Source organism: Serratia sp. NA_112.1 (assembly GCF_052691715.1).
In genome coordinates, this window is record NZ_JBQZFO010000010.1 from 106,933 (window position 1) to 128,850 (window position 21,918).

Here is a 21,918-nt window from a genome sequence, read left to right on the forward strand (position 1 = left end):
GCCTTCAGGCACGGATATCCTGATATTCAGGCGTGGTGTCAAACTCATGTTTGGCAAACGGGCACAGCGGAATAATTTTACGGTTTTCCGCCCGCATTTTCGCCACCACCAACGCCACCAGCTTTCTACCGACACCCTGGCCTTTCAACACCTCATCCACCCAAGTGTGATCGATAATGGCTAATTTATCGCCGCTCGGCACAAAAGATATCTCGGCTATCATTTTTCCCTGCCGATCGTTTATATAGAAACGTTTTTCATCTGCCAGAATTTCAAAATCCATAAATTTATCCCATCTTAAAAATACATAAATTTATACCCTATAGCTTTTAAGCTGCAGCTTGAAAGATGAAGGGTCTAGAACAAAGCTGATATTAGTCTACTATTTAATCAACAACACAACATAATCGTGACAGTGGCTGAGGAGTTCAAAATGGGTGAAAGCTCAAAAGACGGCGTTCTTCTGCTATCTCGAATCTTGTTGATGATCCTGTTTATCATTTTTGGCTGGATGAAGCTGACCAGCTTTGGCGCAACCGTGACGGCAATGGAGGGTTATGGTACGCCAATGCCGTATTTGGCGGCGATTATCGCCGTGGTGGTTGAGTTCTTTTTTGGCATCGCGCTTATTCTCGGGTTATTTACTCGGCCTATTGCGGTTATTTTTGCCGTTTATGTTCTCTGCACCGCCTTTATCGGTCACCCGTTCTGGAAAATGACCGGCATGGAAATGATGGGCAACGAAATAAACTTCTTTAAAAATATCAGCATTATCGGCGGGCTGCTGCTGCTGGCGGTTACCGGCGCCGGGCGTTATTCACTGGACTACAAATTCTTCAATAAATAGCCACTTCCAGCCGGTAGCCGCTCTGCCGGCTGTTATTTTCTAACGGCTGCGCTTGGCGTGGCGCTCGAAATTATCCGCCCTGGCCTGCGCCGATTTGCGCAACGTGACATAGCAGGCACCTTCACCGCCGTCACGCGGCAGCGCCCGACAAAAAGCCTGCACCTGTTCAAACTGTGCCAACCATTTGGCAAGATAGCTGCGAATGATATTGGCATGGCTCTCTTCTTCCCGCCCGCGTCCGTGGATAATCAGCAGCGAACGCAGGTTTTGCTTTTCTGCCTGCAAAATAAAGCGGAACAGCGCTTGCCGCGCAGCCTCCACCGATTGTTTCAGCAGGTTCAGGCTGGCCTGCGGCGGATAGCGGCCATGGCTCAGCTTGTCCAGTACCCCCTGCTGGATCCCCTCGCCTTTGTATTCCAACGGGACTTCGCAAGGGATCAGTTCGAGAAAACCGGTACTGAGAAAGTTTTCCTGCCGCAGCGCCTGCGCCTCACGCCGCGCACTTTTATCCATCGTCTCCTGCGGTTTAAGGTACAGGGTCTCGGGGGCGCTGGATAACGGGATGACATCCGCCATCGCCTGCTCAAAAAAGTCTTTGTCCTGGTTGCTCATCTTTCTGCCACTCTTAGACTGGGCCTTTAATACCGGGGATGAAACAGATTGTAAGACGGCGCGCCCCGGTTGCAAGCCGGGAATTTTCCGCAATTGTCGTCAACGGGTGAGGTTCTGTGTAGTTTTCGTTATACTGCTAAACCATTATTGAGTGCCGCAAAGGATCGATCCCATGAAAATGCGCGAGCTGGAAACCCAGTTTCAAAATGCCATGAGCGAGTTGCAGGCCAGCTTCGAAAAGCAGCACCGTGAGTGGCAGCACAGCTATCAGGCACTGCAGCAGTTGCTGGAAGAGGCTAAACAGCGTGAAGTCGCATTGCGTATGCAAAATGAGCAGCTGGTGCGCAAGCTGAGCACCGCCAGTTCAGTGCCGGAACAGCACGCGTTAGTGAAGCAAATCAAAATGCTGGGCGCCCATCTGGACGCGCTGGCCAAGGATGCTGCCACCTTCAACCACCACCTGCGTCATCAACAGCGGGCAGCCGACAATTTCAGCGGCGAACAGCGTTGACACCGGGCGCTGTCACACAGCGCCTCCTGCCAAATACTGGCGTTCTGAGAGTGTTATAAATCATAAATGACCTGGATCATCATCGCTGCCCTGATCGTTGTATTTATTATTGGTTACCGTATTCTGACTTCCGATACTCGCAAAGCCATCGACTCTCTGGCCCACCTGCTGAAAGTAAAACCGATGCTGATTGAATCCATGATTCAGGAGATGGGCAGCCGCAACAGCCAGACTTTTATCCGCGTGCTGAACAACGGTTACACCGAAGAAATGCACCAGGCGGCCTATTTGCTGTTTATCTACCTGACCTTTATCAAACAGGCAGATGACCACCAGATAGCCCTGTGGCGGGAAACGCTGGTGCGCGCCGGGTTATCGCCGGAACTGCATGCCGAACACACTGAGGCCGCGCTGTTTTACTTTGCCGATCTGGATATCGACGCTTTCGAACTGGCGCAGTTTCGCCGCGCTTACAATGAGCGTTTTAATCAGGAAGCGATTGCGAATTGGTAAAAGTGTGTCCCCCGCTGGCGGGGGAAGCATTACTGGAACATGCTGTAGATATAGCGCGAAAGCGCATCACGCGAGCTGAAGCCGTGTGGAATGCCGTAACGCGCACTCGGGGCATCGCTGCTTAAATCCAGGGGGAACTCAAGGTACTGATTGCTGATGCGTACCGGCGAGGTCGGCGTGGCAAAATGCACGCTTTTCTCTTTTAGCGCCGGGTGGATCACCAACGCGGTTCTGCCCATCCGCGCTTCACGATTCACATACACGTAGTGCTCACCCTTGCGGTAACCATAAGACTGGTCGGTGACATAATCACGCTCAAAGCCAGTATTCTCCAACACCCTAGCCACTTCATCCGGCCGTAAATACATCGATTTCTCCTCTCGTTCTGGACCGCTGAGCGACCTTACCGTAATCATGAGATGAAACAATAAATTTTTCGGTATGGATGTGGGTTTAGGAATAATCCTTAACTATGGATTTTCTCGGTTTTGCAGCAGCAAACGCAGCGTCAACAGCACGCCCAGAACCCCCCGGCCGACACATAGCAGGATTAAACTCAGCAACGGCAGGCCGATGGTCAGGTAGCAAACGAAGGTGAACATCACGACCGACAAAATACGTTTATTCAGCTGGAGATGTTTTTCTTTGGAACTGATTGCAGTTATCGAAGATGGCTCGCATCGAACGGGGTAAGCAACAGTGCTCAGCACACCCCGATGGGATCCGATGATAAATGTGAGAGTTATAACGAATTATTATTTAACTACGCGTTTGTTGCCTGCGCCATTCGCTCGGATTGACGCCATAAATACGCAAGAACTCGCGGTTAAAGTTCGACTTGGTGGTAAAGCCCGCCGCCTGCATGATATCGGTCACCGGATCATCACTGGCAAGTAACCACTGCGCCGCCTGGTGGACACGCAGCTGATTCACATATTGCGACACATTCATGCCCGCATGCCGATTGATGGCTTGTGACACCCGACGTGTCGGTAGACCCACTTTGCGCGCCAATCGGGCCAGATTCAGCTCGGGCTCCAGATAAAGATCATCCTGCCGCAGCCGCTGTTGTACCCGGTCAAACCACTCGGCCAGTTGCTCTTCGTCTTCGGTGACCTCCGTCGTCGGCTCCGACAGCGGCTCCACCGGGTTATCCAGAGGGCGGCTACGGGACACCACCAGGTACAGGCTCAAGGCCACCAGCAAGTTAACGATGGTCGCCAGCACGCCTGCTTGCCGTCCATCGAACAGTGAGAAATCGAGTGCAATCACCAGTTCGGCCAGCGCGATGGCTATCAACAGCATGCCCAGACCACGCCACAACCGGTAACTGAGCCAGCTTTCCGCCAGCGCCACCTGTTGTAAGCCGTTCTCACCGCGCCGCAGTGTATACAGCAGTGCCACGCCGTAACCCAGATAAACGCTAACAATCAGGGGATCCAACCAGCAAGGCGCGATCAGATAGGCTAACAGCGTCAGCCCCAGCGGCGTCAGGTGCCCGAGCTCACGCCAGCGAAGCCGACCCTGGGTGCTGACCAAAAAGGCCAGATAGGTCAACGCAGGGATCGCCACCGCACCGAAGGGTTGCACCCCATTGAATTGCGTCACGCCATAACCATAGCGGACACCCACCAGCAAACTTTGCCAGGCACATAACAGCAGCAATAGCTGGAAAATCCAAAGCTGCGCCCGCGGTCGTCCCAGGCGGCACAGCAACCCCAGGCACAGCAAACCAAACAGAAAAGTGAGCGGAATAAGTGGCATTGTTGGCATCTTGTTGTGTTCACACAGAACCGGCAGTGTACTGTCAAAACAATCATTTAACGACCCGGATCGCGATCGAGGTCGCCGGATAGCGCCGCCAATGCCACCCTCCCCAGGTCAACATTTTGAGGAGTGAAAATGAACAGAGCGTTATTGTTGTGGATACTGCTGTGCGGCGTTGCCGGCGCGACCCCTTATCAGGTCGCCACCCGCGATGAAGTCTTTCAGGCCGGTTCACGTTCGTTGAACAGCCAAATTTACTACCCCACCACCGAGACCCATCAACAACGGATCATCGGGGCGAATCCAGTCTTTACCGGTATCAACAGCCAACCGGATGCCGTTGTGGCCAGTGGACGTTTTCCGCTGATCGTTATCAGCCACGGCAGCGGCGGCAATAATGCCAGTCAGGCCTGGCTGGCGGCGGCGTTAGCTCAACAGGGAATAATTGTCGTAGCAGCCAACCACCCCGGCAGCACCACCGGCAACTCTGTCCCGGCGCTCTCCGCCGAATTGTGGTTACAGACCGAAGATATTTCCGCCTTGATCAGCGCCATCACCGCCGCCCCCCAGTGGGATAAAGTCATTAATCGCCAGATGATTGGTGTTATCGGCCACTCCAAGGGCGGTTACAGTGCCATTGCCGCCATCGGCGGGCGAGTCCGGCTGGCCGATTTCATCAGCGGCTGCCGACAGGCCCCGCAGTCACCCAACTGCCAGTTTTATACCGGGGCCAAGGTTGATTTGGGCGCACTCTCCGCCCGGCAATTTGATACGGATTATACCGACCCGCGCATCCGTTTTGCCGTCGCCCTCGATCCCGGCATGGTGCCTTACCTGCTGCCTGCCAGCCTGCGTCGGCTCAGCGCCCCTTTATTGGTTATCGAACCTCAACGTTTCGAACCAGACAGCCAGCTCCCCGGCCTTGGCGGTGCCGCACTGGCCAAAGACGCAGGACAGCAACCGATTGATGCACTGCGGCTCTCGAAAGGTAACCATTTCGATTTTCTTCCGCTGTGTCAGCCGAATGGCAGTCAAATTCTGGCCGCAGAGGAGGAAGACGCAGCGGTGTTATGCGCTTCCTCCAACACGCAGCGTGAATGGGTACACCAGAAGACAGTGGAGGCCATAATGACGTTTATTCGCCCGTGGCTACCCTCGCCCGCAGGAAATCAATAAACGCCCGCACCTTTTCCGGCACGTGACGCGTGTTTGGGTAAAGCGCATAAATGCTTTGCGCCGGAAATTGATGGTCTGCCAGCAGCGGGCACAGCTTGCCTTCGGCAATGGCGGGCCGCACCAGCCATTCGGGTAGCAATGCTACCCCGGCACCGTGCAGGGCAAAAGCCAGCAGGGCGGCGGCGCTGTCCCCCATCAGTGTGGCGGTGTCTTCAACCTTGAACAGCACCGCCTGCCGTTCCGGGGTAATCACCTGCCAGTTCAAGGGGGAACTCAATCGACTGTGGGCGATCCACTGCGCCTGTGCCAGTTGCGCCAGCGAGCCAACAGGATGGCGGGCCAGATACGCCGGTGAGGCGACCGGCAGGATGGCAAAGCTGTCTAGCCGCGCGGCGTGATGACTGGAATCCGCCAGTTGTCCCAGCCGGATCGCCACGTCGAAGCGCTCCGAAATCAAATCAGCATGATAAGAAGAAGAAACGTGCTGAATGCGCAAGCGCGGATGCAACTGGGAAAATGCAGCCAGCGCCGGTACCACCACCTGTGCGCCGTATTCCGGCGTGGTGGTGATACGCAATACCCCGCTCAGGCCGTGGTGATCGCGACGCACGTCATCCAGCACATTCTCCGCGTCTTGCAGCAGCCGCAGGCAGCGTTGATAAAAGCGTTCACCGGCATCGGTCAACGCCAGCCGCCGGGTACTGCGCACCAGCAACGAAACGCCCAATTCGCTTTCCAACTGTTTGACATTGAAACTGACCACCGCCTTGGTTTGCCCCAATGCCACCGCTGCGGCGGTGAAGCTCCCCACATCCACCACCGCCACAAAGATCGCCAAACGCTGCAGGTTAAGCATAGTGTTGCCTATTATTGTCAAAATTATTTTGACAGTGTAATCGTTCGCAGCCGATTTATCCCCAGTTTCCCACCCGCTACACTGCGGGCCTTCAACCGGAGGCCTCATGCCCTATCGCATCAAAGTCGCAATCGTCTATCTGCTCGGATTTTTTGTCGATCTGATCAACATGTTTATCGCCAATGTCGCTTACCCGTCGATCGGCCATGCCCTACAGGCTTCGGTCGGTGAACTGGCCTGGCTCAGTAACGGTTATATTCTCGGCCTGACGCTGGTGATCCCACTCAGCGCCTGGCTGGCACAGCGTATCGGCGGACGACGGGTATTCCTGTTGTCGCTGACACTGTTTATGCTGGCGACGACCGCGGCGGGCTACGCCGGCTCCATTGGCGAGTTGATTGGTTGGCGGGTGCTGCAAGGTATGGGGGGCGGCTTGCTGATCCCTATCGGCCAAACGCTGACCTATCAGCTGTATCGCAGCCACGAACGCGCCGGACTTTCCGCCGCCATTATGCTGGTCGGCCTGCTGGCACCGGCGCTGTCACCGGCTCTGGGCGGGGTGATTGTCGACAGTCTTGACTGGCGTTGGGTGTTTTTCGCCAACCTGCCGCTGGCGGCGCTGGCGTTGCTGCTGGCCGCGCTGTGGTTACACCCGCAGGCAGCGGATACGCAGCGCAGACCGCTCGATCTTAATGGGCTGCTCAGCGCCTGCGCGGCACTGACGCTAATCCTGCTGGGGCTGACCTGGCTGGGTGAAGCCGATGGCCTGCTTCAGGGCCTGATGTTGTTGGCTGGCGGGGCATTGATGCTGACCTATTACCTGCGACGCAGCCTGCGCATTGCCCAACCGCTGCTGAATTTACGGCTGATGCAGGATCCGTTGCTGCGCACTTCAATGATGATTTATCAATGCATCCCCGGCCTGTTTATCGGCGTCAGCCTGGTCGCCATGCTGTATCTGCAAAATCAATTGGGCATGCACGCCGCGCAGGTCGGCAGCCTGATGATCCCCTGGTCGCTGGCCTCGTTCCTGGCCATTACGCTGACCGGCAAGAAATTTAACCGCTTTGGCCCACGACCGCTGTTTACCGCCGGTTGTCTGCTGCAGGGGCTGGGCATTCTGGCGCTGTCGCAAATTAGCCACGCCGGAGATCATGGATTGCAGTTGGCGGCCTTCGCCCTGATGGGTTTTGGCGGCAGCCTGTGCAGTAGCACCGCGCAAAGCAGCGCTTTCCTGCAGATTGCCGATGAGCAACTGGCGGATGCCAGCGCACTGTGGAATATCAATCGACAGCTCAGCTTTTGCCTGGGGGTTGCCCTGCTCAGCCTGCTGCTGAATCTGTTGCTTGAACATTTTTCACCCGCCGTCGCTTACCAAAGCTGTTTTTACCTGGCCGCCGCCAGCACGCTAGTACCACTGCTGCTGTGTCTGCGCATCGCTAACCGCGCCATCGTGCGCCGTCTCAATACTCAACAGGAAAATTGATGAACCGATATTTTACCGAAGTGATCGACGCTCATGTCGCCATTGAAAACTGGCTGGATAAAGGTACTGGGGAAGAACAGGCCTTATTGGCACGTTTTGACCCGGCGTTCAGCATGATCGCGTTAAACGGCAGTCGACTGGGTTTCGCCGCGCTGAGCGCTTTTTTCCACGCTCATCGTGCCGCTAAACCGGGACTGGAAATCACTATAGAAGAGATGACGTTGGTGGCCGAATGGCCGACCGGTGCGGTGGTCAGCTACCGTGAAAAGCAAATGTTGCCTGGGCAGGCGGCAACGCTACGCAGCTCCACCGTGGTGTTCGAGCAGACCCAAACCGGGCTGAGTTGGCGGCACCTGCATGAAACCACGCTGGCGCAGTAATCAGAGAAAACCGTCGGCCAGGAACAGCTCCCAGGCGACTATCAGCCCACACAGGGTAACGGCGCTGAAAATCACTTCGAATAAATAACGATTGATCATCATGAGCTTGCCCTCAAAAGAAAACACCCGGCAAAACCGGGTGTTTATATAGCGTCTGGATGCTGCGCTACCCGAAGACTTTACTTATTTAGCGGCTGGCGCTGCTTTTTTGGTCGCTTTGTGGTGTTTTTTAGCGGCCTGAGCTTTCTGTACTGGGGCTTTTTTGCTTACTTTGTGGTGAGTTTTAGCTGCCTGGGCTTTCTGGGCTGGGGCTTTAGTGGTCGCTTTGTGGTGCTTTTTAGCGGCCTGAGCTTTCTGCACGGCGGCTTTTTTGTGGTGTTTTTTAGCAGCCTGAGCTTTCTGAGCTGGGGCTTTCTTGGTTGCTTTGTGGTGCGTCTTCTTATGATGAGTGGCTTTAGCAGGAGCCTTCTCAGCAGCAGCGGCTGGTGCAGCGGTAGTGGTTGCAGCTGGAGCTGCAGCCGCTGGGACTACTGCATCGGCAGCGAAGGCAACAGAAGACAGACCCATAGTAGCAGCAACGATCAGGGCTAATACTTTTTTCATCTTTAATTCCTCAGAGTGTTTTTTCAGTAAGCCCCGTTGGGCCGTTGAAGCAGATACTAGAGGAATCGATGAGCCGCTTCCGTGAGTGATTGGTTTCGCCGAGTAACCAAATGTACAGCGACAGTATGACCATCGGACAGGCCGTTTTTTTCGTGATCGCCAACACATTTAAAATAATGGTCTACACTTAAAAGACGTGTGTCGAAACGGAGAATCGAATGTTTAAGAGATCAGAAAAAGTAGAACGCGACATCGATCAAGACGTCACCCTGCTGGCGGATACGCTGGATGAGGTGCTACGCGAATCCGGTGACAAGACCAAGGAGGAACTGAAAGAGCTGCACAGCAAGGCAAAAGGCGTTTTACGCGATGCCCGTGCGCGCTTCAATGGCTCCAGCAATTTGACACAGCATGCCCGCGATGCCGTCGAACAAGCCGACAGCTACGTGCGTGACAAACCTTGGCAGGGCGTTGGGATCGGGGCCGCTGTCGGCATCGTCCTTGGCGTACTGCTGGCCCGGCGTTAACACCCCTTGCAGTCATAAAGATAAAACAGATGTGCGTCTGGCCCACGGGAAACCGTGGGCCGTTTAATTTCTGCCTTTGAACAACTCAGCCAATCTGGCCACCGCACGTTCCGTCTCGGCCTGCTGAGTAAAGTTGGCAAACCCCATCAGCAAACCAATCCCTGCAGGTTCTGTGATTCGCCAGTCCGATAGAGCCTGCACCGACAACCCGCACTGCCAGGCGTCCTGCGCCAAGCGCCGATCCTCTCCATCCTGTTTAAAACGAGCCAATAGTTGAATGCCGCCGTCCTGCGACGCCACCGTCAAATAGTCGCTCAACTGTTGTTCCAGCGCTTGCGCCAGCCAGGCTCTGCGCTGGCGGTAGATTGGCCGCATCCGTTTCAAATGGCGATAGAAATGCCCCTGTTCTATAAAGTCCGCCACGCTGGCCTGTAACAACGGCGGGCAACCGCAGCCGCGCAGCCGACTGCTGCGCCCAAAGGCTTCCACCAGCCCTGCAGGTACCACTAAATACGCCATGCGCAATGCCGGGAACAGCGTTTTGCTGAAGGTTCCGGCGTAAAGCACCCGCCCCTGACGATCGAGACTTTTCAGCGGTGGCAACGGCCTGCCGTGGTAACGAACCTCACTGTCGTAGTCATCTTCAATCACCCATGCCGTCTGCTGTTGCGCCCATTCCAGCAATGCCATGCGCCGCGCCAGGCTAAGCGAGACCCCCAACGGACTTTGATGGGTCGGCGTCAGCACCGCCATACGAGCCTGAGGTGCCCTGGCCATGCCGGTGGCAATATTCATGCCCTGTTTATCGACCGGTACCGCCACCGGCCGCATGCCGGCGGCTTGAAACAACGGCAGCGTCACCGGATAGCCCGGATCCTCAAGCCAGACCTGATCGTCCGGCTTGAGCAAGGTACCGATCACCAAATCCAGCAGCGCCTGATAGCCGGCGCAGATAAATACCTGTTCCGGTCGGCAGCTGATACCGCGTGAAAGCTGCAAATAATTGACGATCGCCGCACGCAGTTCAGGCAATCCCTGAGTTGAAGGATGGGCTAGAGCAGCCAGTGGGCTGGTGCGTAACTGGCGGCCGACAATCCGCTGCCACAATGCGCGAGGAAAGGCATCCAACGCCGGTAGCCCCAGTTGAAACGGCTGGGTGGTGCCGTTCGGATGCAGCGGATTTGCCATCACCGTTGGCAAAGGCTCCACCGCCAGCGCCGCACGCACCGGCAGGTTCTGCAACTGCGGCGAAACATAGGTGCCCGCCTGCCCCCGGCTTTGCAGAAAACCTTCGGCGATAAGTTGGCCGTAAGCGCTTTCCACCGTGGCCCGCGCCACGCCCAGATCGCTCGCCAGCCCACGCACCGAAGGCAGCCGACTGCCCGCCAGCAGGCTTCCTTGCGCAATGGCGTCTTTAATTCGCAGATAAATCTGCCGGTACAAAGGATCTGCGAGCTGAGCATCCAGCCGCAAAGAGGAGAGAAACTGACGCATCATGGCCTGGTTAAATAATCATTTTATGGCTCTATAGCATAGTCCATATCGCCATTAAAGTAGCCTCATTATTCTGCTGTTCGCTAACTGAGGTTGACCATGATTAAGCAACGTTTGAAATATTCCGAACTCTCTCCCGCCCCTTACAAAGGCATGGTGACCGCCCTGATGGCACTGGAGAAAGGCGCGCTGGACAAGGCGACAATTGAGCTGATGTTTATGCGCGTATCGCAGATTAACGGCTGTGCCTACTGCCTGGATATGCATGGTAAAGCACTGAGAGAAAGTGGCGTTGACAACGCCAAGCTGGACCAACTTGCGGGCTGGCGCGTGAGTCATGCGTTCAGCGACCGCGAGCGCGCGGCGCTTGAGTGGGCAGACTCCGTGACCCTGATCGCCGCAACTGGCGCACCGGACAGCGCGTTTGAAGCGCTGCAGACGTACTTTAGCGAAGCGGAAATTGCCGATTTAACCTTCGCCATCAGCATCATGAACGCCTTTAACCGCCTGGCCATCAGCATGCGTCAATGACGAAACCGCACTTTCCCCCCTCTCGCCCGAGAGGGGTTTCCCGCCAACAACCACCAAAAAAAATTTTTCCCTCTGCTTTTCCAGCCCTGATGCGGCTTCGACGTGAATCCTGCCAAAACACCATATATAGCGTGGTTGATAAATTAAATATCCACATATAGTATTCAACCCATCAACCGCAGGGAACATGTAGCGGTTGGTAACGCCGTCAGAAACGCCGTTCAATGCTCCGTTATCTGACCTGTCCGCCTTTCCTTCAGCCTAAAAGGTAAATGCGAATCATGAGCATTATTATTTACAGTAAACCAGACTGTGTCCAGTGCAACGCCACCTATCGCGCATTCGATAAACAAGGGATTGGTTATCAGGTGATCGACCTCACCCAAGATCAGCAGGCGCTGAGCCATGTCAAATCCCTTGGCTATCAGCAGGTTCCGGTAATTATCGCCGGTGACGATCACTGGTCCGGTTTCCGCCCGGACAAAATTGGCGCACTGGCTCACGCCCTGGTGCCTTGTGGCCTACCATGAACCCACTGGTCTATTTCTCCAGCAGCTCGGAGAACACCCACAGGTTCGTTGAAAAACTGGGCTTGCCGGCGATGCGCATACCGATCGCCGGCGCCCGCAGCAAACTGTTGATGGAAACACCCTATATTTTGATCGTGCCCAGCTATGGCGGCGGCAGCGCCGTGGGAGCCGTGCCGATCCAGGTGATCCGCTTTCTCAACGATCCACAGAATCGCGCCTTTCTGCGCGGCGTTATCGCCGCCGGAAATACCAATTTCGGTGCAGCGTACGGCATAGCCGGCGATATCATCGCCAAAAAATGTCAGGTGCCTTTTCTTTACCGCTTTGAACTGCTCGGCACCACACAAGACGTTGCAAACGTTCGACAGGGAGTAACCGCATTTTGGCAACGACAGAACTGACCAGGCCCGCCACCAGCGCGCTGGATTATCATTCGCTCAACGCGATGCTCAATCTTTATGATGCCGAAGGTCGCATCCAGTTTGACAAGGATCGGCTGGCGGCGCGGCATTACTTCCTGCAGCACGTCAATCAGAACACCGTGTTCTTCCATAACCTGGAAGAAAAGCTGCGTTATCTGGTGGAAGAAGGCTATTACGAGCAAAGCGTGCTGGCGCAATATGACTTCACCTTTATCAAGCAGCTGTTCCAACAGGCCTACGCGAAAAAATTCCGCTTCGAGACCTTTCTGGGGGCCTTTAAGTACTACACCAGTTACACGCTGAAAACCTTTGACGGTAAGCGCTATCTGGAACGCTACGAAGACCGGGTGTGCATGGTCGCCATGCGGCTTGCCGCAGGCGATACCGCGCTGGCACAAGATTTAGTGGAGGAGATGATCTCCGGCCGCTTCCAGCCGGCGACGCCAACCTTCCTCAACTGCGGTAAGCAGCAGCGCGGCGAACTGGTTTCCTGTTTTCTGTTACGCATCGAAGACAATATGGAGTCGATCGGCCGTGCGGTGAACTCCGCGCTGCAGCTGTCGAAACGCGGCGGCGGCGTGGCATTTTTGCTGACCAACATCCGTGAAGTCGGAGCGCCGATCAAACGCATTGAGAACCAGTCTTCCGGCGTGATCCCAATCATGAAAATGCTGGAAGACGCCTTCTCTTACGCTAATCAGCTGGGCGCGCGTCAGGGCGCCGGGGCGGTCTATCTCAACGCCCACCACCCGGATATCCTGCGTTTCCTCGACACCAAACGTGAAAATGCCGACGAGAAAATCCGCATCAAAACGCTGTCGCTCGGCGTGGTGATCCCGGATGTCACCTTCGAACTGGCGAAAAATAATGAAGAGATGTACCTGTTCTCGCCGTATGACGTCGAGCAGGTGTATGGCGTGCCTTTCTCAGAAATCAGTGTCAGCGAGAAGTACCGCGAAATGGTGGATGACAAGCGCATCCGCAAATCACGCATCAATGCGCGTGAATTCTTCCAGGTGCTGGCGGAGATCCAGTTCGAATCCGGTTATCCGTACATGATGTTTGAAGATACCGTCAATCGTGAGAACCCGATCGCCGGGCGCATCAACATGAGCAACCTGTGCTCCGAGATTTTGCAGGTTAACCGCGCCAGCACTTACCACGATGACCTGAGCTATGACCAGTTGGGCAAGGATATCTCCTGTAACCTCGGCTCTATGAATATCGCCAAAACCATGGATGCGCCGGACTTCGGCAAAGCCGTCGACACCGCAATCCGCGCGCTGACCGCCGTGGCGGACATGAGTGACATTCGTTCGGTGCCGTCGATCGCCGAAGGCAATCGCAGCTCGCACGCCATCGGTCTGGGCCAGATGAATCTGCATGGCTATCTGGCACGCGAACGCATTTTCTATGGCTCTGAAGAAGGTATCGACTTCACCAATATCTATTTCTATACCGTCGCTTACCACGCCATTCGCACCTCTAACCAGTTGGCAATCGAACGCGGTAGCGCCTTCGCCGGCTTTGAGGATTCCACCTACGCCTCCGGTGAGTATTTCAGCAAATACACCGAACGGGATTGGTTGCCGCAGACCGAACGGGTTCGCGCCCTGTTCGCCGACGCCAATATTGCCATCCCTGGCCGTGAAGCGTGGTTGGCGCTGCGCCAGTCAGTCATGATGCACGGCTTGTACAACCAGAACCTGCAGGCGGTGCCACCGACCGGTTCCATTTCTTACATCAATAATTCGACCTCCAGCATCCATCCGATCGTGTCACGCATCGAGATCCGCAAAGAGGGCAAGATTGGCCGCGTCTATTATCCGGCACCCTATATGACCAACGACAATCTGGAGTACTACCAGGATGCCTACGACATCGGGCCGGAAAAAATTATCGATACCTATGCCGCCGCCACTCAGCACGTCGATCAGGGACTATCGCTGACGTTGTTCTTCCGCGATACCGCCAGCACCCGCGACATCAACCGCGCGCAGATTTACGCCTGGCGTAAAGGCATCAAAACCATTTATTACATCCGCCTGCGCCAGATGGCGTTGGAAGGCACCGAGGTGCAGGGCTGCGTGTCCTGTGCACTGTGAGGCAATCTATGAATACCACTAAACCGGCGCAGTTGGTGCGCGCAGTCAACTGGAACATCATCGAAGACGACAAGGATCTGGAGGTGTGGAACCGTCTGACCTCCAATTTCTGGCTGCCGGAAAAAGTGCCGCTGTCGAACGATATTCCCTCGTGGGCCACGCTGACGCCGAAGGAACAGCAACTGACCATCCGGGTGTTCACCGGCCTGACGCTGCTGGATACCATTCAGAATACCGTCGGGGCACCCGCGCTGATCGCCGATGCCATTACGCCACACGAAGAGGCGGTGTACTCCAACATATGCTTTATGGAGGCGGTACACGCCCGCTCCTACAGCTCGATTTTCTCCACGCTGTGCCAAACGCCGGACGTCGACGACGCCTATCGCTGGAGCGAGGAAAACCGTGCGCTGCAGAAAAAGGCCAGCATCATTTTGGCCCACTACCGCAGCGACGATCCACTGATGAAAAAGGTCGCCAGCGTGTTCCTCGAGTCCTTCCTGTTTTATTCGGGCTTTTATCTGCCGATGTACTGGTCGAGCCGCGCCAAACTGACCAACACCGCCGATCTGATTCGTCTGATCATCCGCGACGAGGCAGTACACGGCTATTACATTGGCTATAAATTCCAGAAGGGGTTGGAGAAGGTCGACGCGGCGCGCCGCCAACAGGTGAAAAATTTCGCCTTCGATCTGATGCAGGATTTATACGATAACGAGGTGCGTTACACCGAAGAGCTGTACGACGGTGTAGGCTGGACTGAGGACGTGAAAACCTTCCTGCACTATAACGCCAACAAGGCGCTGATGAATCTGGGTTACGAAGCGCTGTTCCCGCCGTCGATGGCGGAGGTCAATCCGGCGATTCTGTCTGCGCTGTCGCCAAACGCCGATGAGAATCACGATTTCTTCTCCGGATCCGGCTCGTCTTACGTGATTGGCAAAGCGGTCAATACCGAGGATGATGACTGGGATTTCTGAGGTTAATAGCAGGGGCGAATAACTTCGCCTTATAACGATAACCAGTGGACGGGCGCAGCATGCAGCGCCCCTATCGTTTAGATATTCCCGGTACGCTGCCGGATGCGTTGCCAGATGGCCCGTTTTTCATCGTCATCGGCGCTCGACCAGGTGGCGATTTCATCCAGCGTGCGCCAACAGCCACGGCACCACGCCTTTTCGCTGTCGATCTGGCAAACGTTATTGCAGGGTGAACGGACGCCATCGCCAATCTGGCTGCCCGCCTTCCTTCTTCTACTACGGCCTACCATTAAACACTTCCTCACGATGGATTTCCCGCCACAGGATACCCGATCCCGTAGCGGAAAAACTGGCCGTAAGCATCAGATAATACCACCGTTAGCACGCAGGGTTTGGCCGTTGATCCAGGCACCGTCGGCACCGACCAGGAATGACACCGCCGCGGCGATATCCTGCGGCTGACCCAGGCGCTCCAACGGTGCCATTTTCGCCAGACGTTCGATCAGCTCCGGCGTTTTACCGTCCAGAAATAATCCGGTGGCGGTGGGTCCCGGTGCGATGGCATTGACGGTAATATTACGCCCACGAAGCTCTTTCGCCAGCACGCTGGTCAGCGTCTCGACGGCGGCCTTACTGGCGGCGTACATGCCGTAGCTCGGTTGCAACAGCCCGACCACGCTGGAAGAAAAGTTGATGATGCGGCCATTGTCGCGCAGACGCTTCGCCGCTTCACGCAGGGTATTGAAGGTACCCTTCAGGTTGATGTCGATTAGCCGATTGGCATCGGCATCGCTCATTTCCGCCAGCGGGGCCAGTGCAATTACCCCGGCGTTGTTGACCAAAATATCCACGCCGCCGAAGGCCTGTTCGACATGATCAAACATTTTTGCCACCGCTGCGGCATCGCTGACGTCCGCTTTGGCGCTTAGCGCACGACCGCCATTTTGCTCAATTTTGCGCACCAGTTGATCGGCCAGGGTCTGGTTACCTGAATAATTGACGATCACGGTCTTGCCGTCGGTGGCCAGCCGTTCGGCGATGGCGGCACCGATGCCGCGTGATGCGCCAGTTACGATGGCAACCTGTTGGGTAGTGGTGTTCATCTGCTCTCTCCTCGTCGGCACTGCGCCGGCAGGCTTGCCGGTTTGAGGTCATCATGCAAGCCGCCCATAAGGGCGGTCAATGGTTTACAGGGTGCCGTAGTCCAAGGGTACCCAGTTGTAACCTTCACCCTGCTGATTCAGATAACCCAATCCCGGGAATGACAGATGCGCAGCGCCCACCAGCACACGCTGTCGGGCGCTATCACTAAAGACTCGCAGGCGCTGAGCCACTGCCGCTTTGGCATCGCTGTCGAAACTTATGGCAACGCGCGGATCGGGAAGCTGCACTGCCGCAACATGGATAAGATCGCCAATCACCAGCAGCTTTTTACCTTCATTCCCGACCAGATAAATGCTGTGCCCCGGTGTATGACCATGAGCCGCAAACGCGCTGATCCCTGGAGATAACTCACCGTCACTGGCGAAAGATTTAAAGTGCCCGGCAACCTGATAGGGTTTGATCGCCGCCATTGCCCTTTCAAACGAGACTTTGTCTTCGCTCTTCGCCTGCTTCAATCGGCTCTCGCTCAGCCAAAAATCGGCATCCTGCTGACTGGCGCGCACCACCGCATTCGGGAATATCGCCTTGCCGTTTTGCGACAAACCGCCGAGATGGTCCGGGTGCAGATGGGTCAGATAAATTTCGTCCACCTGCTGCGGCTGATAGCCGGCGGCCTTCAGGTTGGCAACCAGCTTGCCCAACCCGTCCCCCAGCAACTTGCCGGCACCGGTATCTATCAGGATCAGCTTACTGCCGGTGTTGATCAGATAGGCATTGACCGAAGTGACCACCGGTTGTTTCTGATGGCGCTCGGCCAAGGCGGCTTCGATCTGCTTTGGCGAACTGTTAAGCAGCAGTTTGTCCACCGGCAAACGGAGCACACCATCGGACAAGGCGGTGACTTCATAACTGCCCAGCATGATGCGATAAAAACCCGGCGCGGGGATTTTTACCTGTGGCGCAGCGGCCAGAGTTTGCAGCGACATGACGGCCAGCGCCGCCCCCAGCAGGTAACCTTTCCAGAACATAACGACTCCTTATGGTAAATTTGACAGCGCTAAGTATTGACGCAAAACCCATAGCCTGCCCGCAGGAGCGATGACACAGGCAAAAAAATCCCCGCGGGGGCGGGGAAAGGCAAAGAAAACTGTGGTTTTTTTGTTATACGAAGAATTTAGCCAGCACTAACAAAGAGAGTGAGACGTTGATCGCACCGCCGATACGGGTGGCGATCTGGGCAAACGGCATCAGCGACATACGGTTACCGGCAGTCAGGATGGCCACATCACCGGTGCCGCCCTGCCCACTCTGGCAGCAGGAGACAATCGCCACGTCGATCGGGTGCATACCAATTTTTTTGCCGACGAAGAAGCCGGTCGCCACCAGGGTAGAAACGGTGCTGACAATCACCACCAGGTTTTGGAGAGTGAAAGCGTTAACCAGTTCCTGCCATGGGGTGATGGCTACGCCAACGGCAAACAGAATCGGGTAGGTCACCGCCGTACGGAAGAACTTGTACACCACCTGCGAACCTTCCTGAATGCGTGGGGAAACGCCGTGTGCCAGCTTCACCGCTACCGCCGCGAACAGCATGCCAACCGGTGCAGGCAGCCCAATCATACGGTGCAGCAGCATTCCTACCATATACAGCAGGATGGCCAACAGCGCGCCACAGGCAATGGTACTGACATCCGCCTTGCCGCTGATTTTATCCACTGCGCTCATTTCGCTGTCGCCCTGCTGGCTCGACATCAGGCTACCCTCACCGGTCAGGTGCGGATAGCGTTTACCGAGTTGATTCAGCAAGCCGGCCAGCACAATGGCGGTCAGGCTGCCGAGCATCACGATCGGCAAAATACGTCCTAACGCCACACCCTGCTCCATATGCAAAATTGCCGCGTAGCCCATCGACAGCGGGATCGCGCCCTCACCGACGCCCCCGGCCATGATTGGCAAGATCAGGAAGAAGAAGATCTGGAAGGGTTCCAGTCCAAGAGCCATACCGACTGCCATGCCCACCAGCATGCCGGCAATCTCACCGCACAGCATCGGTACGAAAATGCGCAGGAAGCCCTGGATCAGTACCTGACGGTTCATACTCATAATGCTGCCGACGATAATGCAGCAGATATAGAGGTACAGAATATTGGTCGATTTATAGAATTTGGTGGTCGACTCCACCACCACATCCGGCAACAGGCCGTAATGCACCAGCGCGGAAGGAATAAAGGTGGCGCAGATCGCCGCGGCCCCCATTTTGCCGATCAGCGGCAGGCGTTTACCGAACTCACCGCAGGCGAAACCAAAGAAGGCCAGCGTTGCAACCATCACTACGATATCGCTGGGTAATTTCCCTTCAAGGCAATCAAGCAAAATAAGCACGCCGGCCAGAACAAAGAACGGCAACGGAATAATCCCTACTTTGTAGTTATCCAGTATGTGCCACCATTTTTCACGCAACGGTATTTCAGCGGCTTTATCTTTGGCGACGAGGTAAGAATCATCTGTTGTGCTCATAATCTGGCCTCTTATTAGTTTGTTCAGCCATCATAGAGAAATGCACGGATTATCTGCTGTGATTTTGTTCAAAATAAAAAAGGGTTTTTAATGGTGGTTATGGTTTCTATGGTGTTAATTGAGGTTATGTAAAATAGATCGTAGATTTAATGGTGTTAACGTTATTTTGACTTTAAAACTTATCACTTTTATTGCAGTCGTGAATGCAGCGACCCGCCAAGAATAAACCCGTGGCGGCGATCACAAGTTGATCCGGCGCAATATTACATTAACGGCGACTCATGATAGGGTAAGCGCTCAGGATCTCTCAGGGTGCCTCCCAAACCATGCGCATAAAGCTCTCATTTCAAATCAAGCTGTTCCTGTGCCTGGTTGCCTTCTCCTGCGTACTGTTAACCTTTATTGGTGCTTACACCTACTATCAGCTCGATGCCCAGCTGCATCGCGATCTCGGCGCGCGAGCGCAGGTGCAGGCAAGGGAAATTGCCCTGATCCCCTCGCTGGTCAACGCGGTGGAACAAAACGACCCGGTTAAAATTGCCGAGCTGGTGAAAAAAATACGTGCCAGCAGCGATGCCAGCTATATCGTCATCGGCGATAAGCAAACCCGGCACCTTTATCATTCTGAATACGCCAATATTGTTGGCACCCCGATGGTCGGGGGTGATAACAAAGAAGTTTTGGAAGGGAAAAGTATTATTTCCATCCGCAAAGGGGGCATCGGCATTTCATTGCGCAGTAAAGCGCCCATTATGGATGAGCATAATAACGTCATCGGCATTGTTTCGGTCGGTTATCTGAAATCCCATATCGACAATCTAAATGCCAGAACCCTGACACAAATCGTCGGATCCATTGTGCTGTTATTAATCGCCCTGTTTGTTTTTTCCTGGCTGCTGTCGAAGAATTTAAAACGCCAGATGTTCTGGCTGGAACCCAAAGAAATTGCGCTGCTGGTGCGTCAGCAAAAAGCCTTGCTGGAAGCCATCTATGAAGGCGTCATCGCCATCGACCCGCAACTTCGGATCATCACCATCAACCACGCGGCGCGTGAACTGCTGGAGCTGCGCCAGCCCGCCGCCGCTCTGATGGGCCGCAATATCGGCGAGATTATCCTGTCACAGCCGGACTTCTTCGGCGCTTCCCAGTTGGGGCACGACACTCATGACGAGGTTTGTCGCTTTAACCACGTGCGGGTGATCGCCAGCCGGGTGCGTATCATGCAGGAACAAGAGTTGCAGGGCTGGGTGATCAGCTTCCGCGACAAGAACGACATCAATACCCTGAGCAGCCAACTCAGCCAGGTTAAACGCTACGCGGACAACCTGCGTATCATGCGCCATGAGCAGCTTAACTGGACGGCCACCCTGGCCGGGCTGCTGCATATGCAGCGCTACGACGAGGCGATCCGCTATGTGGAGGCTCAATCGGAAGGCGCACAGGAGATCCTCGACTTTATTTCACAGCGTTTCAGTTCAGCGGCACTCTGTGGTTTGCTGCTGGGCAAGTACTCCAGTGCGAAGGAGAAAGGCGTTGAGCTGCGTTTCGATCCCGCCTGTCAGCTACGGCAAATCCCGGCGGCGCTGAATGAAACCGAACTGATGTCGATCATCGGCAATTTGCTGGATAATGCGGTAGACGCTACGCTGCATTGCACCACGCCACATGAGGCGGTAGAACTCTATATTAGCGATAACAGCAATGAGCTAGTGATTGAAGTGGCCGATCGCGGTACCGGCATTGCACCCGAGGTGCGTGATACGTTGTTCGAGCAAGGCATCACCACCAAAGATGACAAAGGTGACCATGGCATAGGTTTACATTTGGTCGCCAGCCACGTAGCGCAGGCCCATGGCAGTATAGAAGTGTCGGACAACGAGCCGCACGGGGCCATTTTTTCTTTATTTATCCCTAAAACCTTATAACCCGTTTCGAGCACCCGAATGATGCAACCAGAAGCACTGGACGTTTTGATCGTGGAAGATGAGCCGCAGTTGGCCACGCTGCACGCCGAGTTTATCGAGCAGAACTTTGCTCTGCGGGCGGTGGCTTATGCCGCCACACTGGCCGAGGCCAGAGCCAAAGTCAAGGCCCACCAGCCACGTCTGATCCTGCTGGATAACTTTTTGCCGGACGGCCAGGGCATCGAACTGATGGAAGAAACTGCGGTGAAAAACCCCGGCTGTTCGGTGATTTTCATTACCGCCGCCAGCGATATGAATACCTGCAGCCAGGCGATCCGCAACGGTGCCTTCGACTACATCATTAAACCGGTATCCTATAAGCGGCTGCGTAACTCGCTGGAGCGTTTTATGCAGTTTGTTCAAACCCAGCGTACCTTTAAGGTGATCGACCAAAGCAACGTCGACGCACTGTATAACCTGCAATCCAAACAGTTCTCCAGCGAGCCCAGTGCCAAGGGCATTGAAACCAATACGCTGGAGTTGGTGCAGGCACTGTTTATCGAACAGCCGGAGGCGGCGCACGCGGTGGAAGACGTGGTCAAACAGGTGGGTATCAGCAAAACCACCGCCCGACGTTATCTGGAATATTGCGTCGCTACCCAGTTCGTGCGCGTAGAGATGATGTACGGCAATATCGGCCATCCACGCCGCCTGTATCGCAAGGTTTAAGCTGACATCTGGCTGTCATATTAAGCGGGTAATATGAATGTGCCGATATCCCCTCGATATCGGCACCTGTCGTTGAAATTAATGAAATACTGATGACTTTTACCCGGCCTATGGTCGGGTTTTTTATTGTCTGAATTCAGCCCCGAGCGGGGAAATAACAAGATTATTGCATCAGGATTATTCTTACCTAAAACCAATCATTTAAGGAGAATATCAGATTAAAATAATTGAATATCCACCGCACTACCATAACCAATCGAAAAGTTGATGTAAATCGCTAATATCCCATTCATCAGACATTGAGGGTTGTCTCAGATATTCACT

At 55.0% G+C, this 21,918-nt stretch carries 26 protein-coding genes; 14 read left to right on the forward strand and 12 right to left on the reverse strand.

The window, feature by feature from the left end:
* Positions 1 to 4 precede the first annotated feature (4 nt).
* Entirely contained in the window at positions 5 to 283 is a 279-nt protein-coding gene (locus tag ACUTQ5_RS17870) for a GNAT family N-acetyltransferase (protein WP_445652328.1), read from the reverse strand.
* Positions 284 to 433: 150 nt separating this feature from the next.
* Here ACUTQ5_RS17870 and ACUTQ5_RS17875 point away from each other — a divergent pair, with 150 nt between their 5' ends.
* Positions 434 to 847 (forward strand): DoxX family protein, encoded by a 414-nt coding sequence (locus ACUTQ5_RS17875; protein WP_445652329.1) that lies wholly within the window; start codon positions 434 to 436, stop codon positions 845 to 847.
* Positions 848 to 886: 39 nt separating this feature from the next.
* Here the strand turns inward: ACUTQ5_RS17875 and smrA are convergent, their stop codons facing one another.
* A complete protein-coding gene (gene smrA, locus ACUTQ5_RS17880; RefSeq protein WP_261093257.1) occupies positions 887 to 1,459 on the reverse strand; it encodes a DNA endonuclease SmrA in 573 nt (190 codons plus the stop codon).
* 172 nt (positions 1,460 to 1,631) lie between these two features.
* Between smrA and ACUTQ5_RS17885 the strand changes: the two genes are divergently transcribed.
* Positions 1,632 to 1,970, forward strand: coding sequence for an MbeD/MobD family mobilization/exclusion protein (locus tag ACUTQ5_RS17885; protein ID WP_012146414.1), 339 nt, complete (start codon positions 1,632 to 1,634; stop codon positions 1,968 to 1,970).
* Positions 1,971 to 2,036: 66 nt separating this feature from the next.
* Complete coding sequence (locus ACUTQ5_RS17890; RefSeq protein ID WP_037422188.1) at positions 2,037 to 2,483, forward strand: DUF1198 family protein; 447 nt, start codon at positions 2,037 to 2,039, stop codon at positions 2,481 to 2,483.
* Positions 2,484 to 2,512: 29 nt separating this feature from the next.
* Here the strand turns inward: ACUTQ5_RS17890 and ACUTQ5_RS17895 are convergent, their stop codons facing one another.
* The 3 genes from ACUTQ5_RS17895 to ACUTQ5_RS17905 form a co-directional block, all read right to left on the reverse strand.
* On the reverse strand, positions 2,513 to 2,851 hold the full coding sequence (locus tag ACUTQ5_RS17895; protein WP_012146416.1) for a DUF2002 family protein: 339 nt from the start codon (positions 2,849 to 2,851) through the stop codon (positions 2,513 to 2,515).
* A 102-nt stretch (positions 2,852 to 2,953) separates the two neighbouring features.
* Positions 2,954 to 3,097, reverse strand: a complete 144-nt coding sequence (locus ACUTQ5_RS17900; RefSeq protein WP_445652364.1) for a hypothetical protein — start codon at positions 3,095 to 3,097, stop codon at positions 2,954 to 2,956.
* A gap of 145 nt (positions 3,098 to 3,242) precedes the next feature.
* Positions 3,243 to 4,256: a helix-turn-helix domain-containing protein gene (locus tag ACUTQ5_RS17905; protein WP_445652330.1), complete on the reverse strand. Its 1,014-nt coding sequence runs from the start codon at positions 4,254 to 4,256 to the stop codon at positions 3,243 to 3,245.
* A gap of 129 nt (positions 4,257 to 4,385) precedes the next feature.
* Here ACUTQ5_RS17905 and ACUTQ5_RS17910 point away from each other — a divergent pair, with 129 nt between their 5' ends.
* On the forward strand, positions 4,386 to 5,426 hold the full coding sequence (locus ACUTQ5_RS17910; protein ID WP_445652331.1) for an alpha/beta hydrolase family protein: 1,041 nt from the start codon (positions 4,386 to 4,388) through the stop codon (positions 5,424 to 5,426).
* Here the strand turns inward: ACUTQ5_RS17910 and ACUTQ5_RS17915 are convergent.
* Positions 5,386 to 6,282, reverse strand: coding sequence for a LysR family transcriptional regulator (locus ACUTQ5_RS17915; RefSeq protein ID WP_445652332.1), 897 nt, complete (start codon positions 6,280 to 6,282; stop codon positions 5,386 to 5,388). The genes ACUTQ5_RS17910 and ACUTQ5_RS17915 overlap by 41 nt on opposite strands.
* A gap of 106 nt (positions 6,283 to 6,388) precedes the next feature.
* On the opposite strand from ACUTQ5_RS17915, the gene ACUTQ5_RS17920 reads away from it, so the two are divergent.
* Both ACUTQ5_RS17920 and ACUTQ5_RS17925 read left to right on the forward strand, forming a co-directional pair.
* Positions 6,389 to 7,768: an MFS transporter gene (locus ACUTQ5_RS17920; protein ID WP_445652333.1), complete on the forward strand. Its 1,380-nt coding sequence runs from the start codon at positions 6,389 to 6,391 to the stop codon at positions 7,766 to 7,768.
* Positions 7,768 to 8,148, forward strand: coding sequence for a DUF4440 domain-containing protein (locus ACUTQ5_RS17925; RefSeq protein ID WP_445652334.1), 381 nt, complete (start codon positions 7,768 to 7,770; stop codon positions 8,146 to 8,148). Before ACUTQ5_RS17920 ends, ACUTQ5_RS17925 begins: the two co-directional genes overlap by 1 nt.
* Before the next feature lie 183 nt (positions 8,149 to 8,331).
* On the opposite strand, the gene asr is transcribed toward ACUTQ5_RS17925, so the two are convergent.
* Positions 8,332 to 8,751 (reverse strand): acid resistance repetitive basic protein Asr, encoded by a 420-nt coding sequence (gene asr / locus ACUTQ5_RS17930; RefSeq protein ID WP_445652335.1) that lies wholly within the window; start codon positions 8,749 to 8,751, stop codon positions 8,332 to 8,334.
* Positions 8,752 to 8,969: 218 nt separating this feature from the next.
* Here asr and ACUTQ5_RS17935 point away from each other — a divergent pair, with 218 nt between their 5' ends.
* Positions 8,970 to 9,278: a DUF883 family protein gene (locus tag ACUTQ5_RS17935; RefSeq protein WP_037422211.1), complete on the forward strand. Its 309-nt coding sequence runs from the start codon at positions 8,970 to 8,972 to the stop codon at positions 9,276 to 9,278.
* A gap of 63 nt (positions 9,279 to 9,341) precedes the next feature.
* On the opposite strand, the gene pdxR is transcribed toward ACUTQ5_RS17935, so the two are convergent.
* Positions 9,342 to 10,775 carry a MocR-like pyridoxine biosynthesis transcription factor PdxR gene (gene pdxR, locus ACUTQ5_RS17940; protein ID WP_445652336.1) on the reverse strand — a complete coding sequence of 478 codons (1,434 nt, stop codon included), beginning with the start codon at positions 10,773 to 10,775 and terminating at the stop codon, positions 9,342 to 9,344.
* A 96-nt stretch (positions 10,776 to 10,871) separates the two neighbouring features.
* Here pdxR and ACUTQ5_RS17945 point away from each other — a divergent pair, with 96 nt between their 5' ends.
* The 5 genes from ACUTQ5_RS17945 to nrdF all read left to right on the forward strand — a co-directional run bounded on the left by ACUTQ5_RS17945 (position 10,872) and on the right by nrdF (position 15,340).
* Entirely contained in the window at positions 10,872 to 11,303 is a 432-nt protein-coding gene (locus tag ACUTQ5_RS17945; protein WP_261159232.1) for a carboxymuconolactone decarboxylase family protein, read from the forward strand.
* Positions 11,304 to 11,584: 281 nt separating this feature from the next.
* On the forward strand, positions 11,585 to 11,833 hold the full coding sequence (nrdH, locus tag ACUTQ5_RS17950; protein WP_445652337.1) for a glutaredoxin-like protein NrdH: 249 nt from the start codon (positions 11,585 to 11,587) through the stop codon (positions 11,831 to 11,833).
* Entirely contained in the window at positions 11,830 to 12,234 is a 405-nt protein-coding gene (nrdI, locus tag ACUTQ5_RS17955) for a class Ib ribonucleoside-diphosphate reductase assembly flavoprotein NrdI (protein WP_017893761.1), read from the forward strand. Before nrdH ends, nrdI begins: the two co-directional genes overlap by 4 nt.
* The gene (gene nrdE / locus ACUTQ5_RS17960) at positions 12,216 to 14,360 is read left to right on the forward strand and encodes a class 1b ribonucleoside-diphosphate reductase subunit alpha (RefSeq protein WP_445652338.1); all 2,145 of its coding nucleotides are present in this window, start codon (positions 12,216 to 12,218) and stop codon (positions 14,358 to 14,360) included. Before nrdI ends, nrdE begins: the two co-directional genes overlap by 19 nt.
* 8 nt (positions 14,361 to 14,368) lie before the next feature.
* Positions 14,369 to 15,340: a class 1b ribonucleoside-diphosphate reductase subunit beta gene (nrdF, locus tag ACUTQ5_RS17965; RefSeq protein WP_445652339.1), complete on the forward strand. Its 972-nt coding sequence runs from the start codon at positions 14,369 to 14,371 to the stop codon at positions 15,338 to 15,340.
* A 77-nt stretch (positions 15,341 to 15,417) separates the two neighbouring features.
* On the opposite strand, the gene ACUTQ5_RS17970 is transcribed toward nrdF, so the two are convergent.
* From ACUTQ5_RS17970 to ACUTQ5_RS17985, 4 genes are all read right to left on the reverse strand, one after another.
* A complete protein-coding gene (locus ACUTQ5_RS17970) occupies positions 15,418 to 15,630 on the reverse strand; it encodes a DUF1289 domain-containing protein (protein WP_445652340.1) in 213 nt (70 codons plus the stop codon).
* A 72-nt stretch (positions 15,631 to 15,702) separates the two neighbouring features.
* The gene (locus ACUTQ5_RS17975; RefSeq protein ID WP_445652341.1) at positions 15,703 to 16,443 is read right to left on the reverse strand and encodes an SDR family oxidoreductase; all 741 of its coding nucleotides are present in this window, start codon (positions 16,441 to 16,443) and stop codon (positions 15,703 to 15,705) included.
* An 84-nt stretch (positions 16,444 to 16,527) separates the two neighbouring features.
* Positions 16,528 to 17,472: an MBL fold metallo-hydrolase gene (locus ACUTQ5_RS17980; protein WP_445652342.1), complete on the reverse strand. Its 945-nt coding sequence runs from the start codon at positions 17,470 to 17,472 to the stop codon at positions 16,528 to 16,530.
* 133 nt (positions 17,473 to 17,605) lie between these two features.
* A complete protein-coding gene (locus ACUTQ5_RS17985) occupies positions 17,606 to 18,961 on the reverse strand; it encodes a 2-hydroxycarboxylate transporter family protein (RefSeq protein WP_445652343.1) in 1,356 nt (451 codons plus the stop codon).
* Between the two features lie 326 nt (positions 18,962 to 19,287).
* On the opposite strand from ACUTQ5_RS17985, the gene ACUTQ5_RS17990 reads away from it, so the two are divergent.
* Positions 19,288 to 20,886 carry an ATP-binding protein gene (locus tag ACUTQ5_RS17990; protein WP_445652344.1) on the forward strand — a complete coding sequence of 533 codons (1,599 nt, stop codon included), beginning with the start codon at positions 19,288 to 19,290 and terminating at the stop codon, positions 20,884 to 20,886.
* Between the two features lie 21 nt (positions 20,887 to 20,907).
* Positions 20,908 to 21,594 (forward strand): response regulator, encoded by a 687-nt coding sequence (locus ACUTQ5_RS17995; protein ID WP_445652362.1) that lies wholly within the window; start codon positions 20,908 to 20,910, stop codon positions 21,592 to 21,594.
* Positions 21,595 to 21,918 lie beyond the last annotated feature (324 nt).

Coding starts and splice junctions, on each gene's coding strand:
- ACUTQ5_RS17995 (WP_445652362.1), top strand. CDS start 20,908: ATGCAACCAGAAGCACTGGACGTTTTGATCGTGGAAGATGAGCCGCAG.
- ACUTQ5_RS17975 (WP_445652341.1), bottom strand. CDS start 16,443: ATGAACACCACTACCCAACAGGTTGCCATCGTAACTGGCGCATCACGC.
- ACUTQ5_RS17890 (WP_037422188.1), top strand. CDS start 2,037: ATGACCTGGATCATCATCGCTGCCCTGATCGTTGTATTTATTATTGGT.
- ACUTQ5_RS17885 (WP_012146414.1), top strand. CDS start 1,632: ATGAAAATGCGCGAGCTGGAAACCCAGTTTCAAAATGCCATGAGCGAG.
- nrdH (WP_445652337.1), top strand. CDS start 11,585: ATGAGCATTATTATTTACAGTAAACCAGACTGTGTCCAGTGCAACGCC.
- ACUTQ5_RS17920 (WP_445652333.1), top strand. CDS start 6,389: ATGCCCTATCGCATCAAAGTCGCAATCGTCTATCTGCTCGGATTTTTT.
- ACUTQ5_RS17945 (WP_261159232.1), top strand. CDS start 10,872: ATGATTAAGCAACGTTTGAAATATTCCGAACTCTCTCCCGCCCCTTAC.
- ACUTQ5_RS17925 (WP_445652334.1), top strand. CDS start 7,768: ATGAACCGATATTTTACCGAAGTGATCGACGCTCATGTCGCCATTGAA.
- pdxR (WP_445652336.1), bottom strand. CDS start 10,775: ATGATGCGTCAGTTTCTCTCCTCTTTGCGGCTGGATGCTCAGCTCGCA.
- ACUTQ5_RS17985 (WP_445652343.1), bottom strand. CDS start 18,961: ATGAGCACAACAGATGATTCTTACCTCGTCGCCAAAGATAAAGCCGCT.
- ACUTQ5_RS17915 (WP_445652332.1), bottom strand. CDS start 6,282: ATGCTTAACCTGCAGCGTTTGGCGATCTTTGTGGCGGTGGTGGATGTG.
- ACUTQ5_RS17935 (WP_037422211.1), top strand. CDS start 8,970: ATGTTTAAGAGATCAGAAAAAGTAGAACGCGACATCGATCAAGACGTC.
- ACUTQ5_RS17990 (WP_445652344.1), top strand. CDS start 19,288: ATGCGCATAAAGCTCTCATTTCAAATCAAGCTGTTCCTGTGCCTGGTT.
- ACUTQ5_RS17910 (WP_445652331.1), top strand. CDS start 4,386: ATGAACAGAGCGTTATTGTTGTGGATACTGCTGTGCGGCGTTGCCGGC.
- ACUTQ5_RS17875 (WP_445652329.1), top strand. CDS start 434: ATGGGTGAAAGCTCAAAAGACGGCGTTCTTCTGCTATCTCGAATCTTG.
- ACUTQ5_RS17970 (WP_445652340.1), bottom strand. CDS start 15,630: ATGGTAGGCCGTAGTAGAAGAAGGAAGGCGGGCAGCCAGATTGGCGAT.
- smrA (WP_261093257.1), bottom strand. CDS start 1,459: ATGAGCAACCAGGACAAAGACTTTTTTGAGCAGGCGATGGCGGATGTC.
- ACUTQ5_RS17895 (WP_012146416.1), bottom strand. CDS start 2,851: ATGTATTTACGGCCGGATGAAGTGGCTAGGGTGTTGGAGAATACTGGC.
- ACUTQ5_RS17870 (WP_445652328.1), bottom strand. CDS start 283: ATGGATTTTGAAATTCTGGCAGATGAAAAACGTTTCTATATAAACGAT.
- asr (WP_445652335.1), bottom strand. CDS start 8,751: ATGAAAAAAGTATTAGCCCTGATCGTTGCTGCTACTATGGGTCTGTCT.
- ACUTQ5_RS17905 (WP_445652330.1), bottom strand. CDS start 4,256: ATGCCAACAATGCCACTTATTCCGCTCACTTTTCTGTTTGGTTTGCTG.
- ACUTQ5_RS17980 (WP_445652342.1), bottom strand. CDS start 17,472: ATGTTCTGGAAAGGTTACCTGCTGGGGGCGGCGCTGGCCGTCATGTCG.
- nrdI (WP_017893761.1), top strand. CDS start 11,830: ATGAACCCACTGGTCTATTTCTCCAGCAGCTCGGAGAACACCCACAGG.
- nrdF (WP_445652339.1), top strand. CDS start 14,369: ATGAATACCACTAAACCGGCGCAGTTGGTGCGCGCAGTCAACTGGAAC.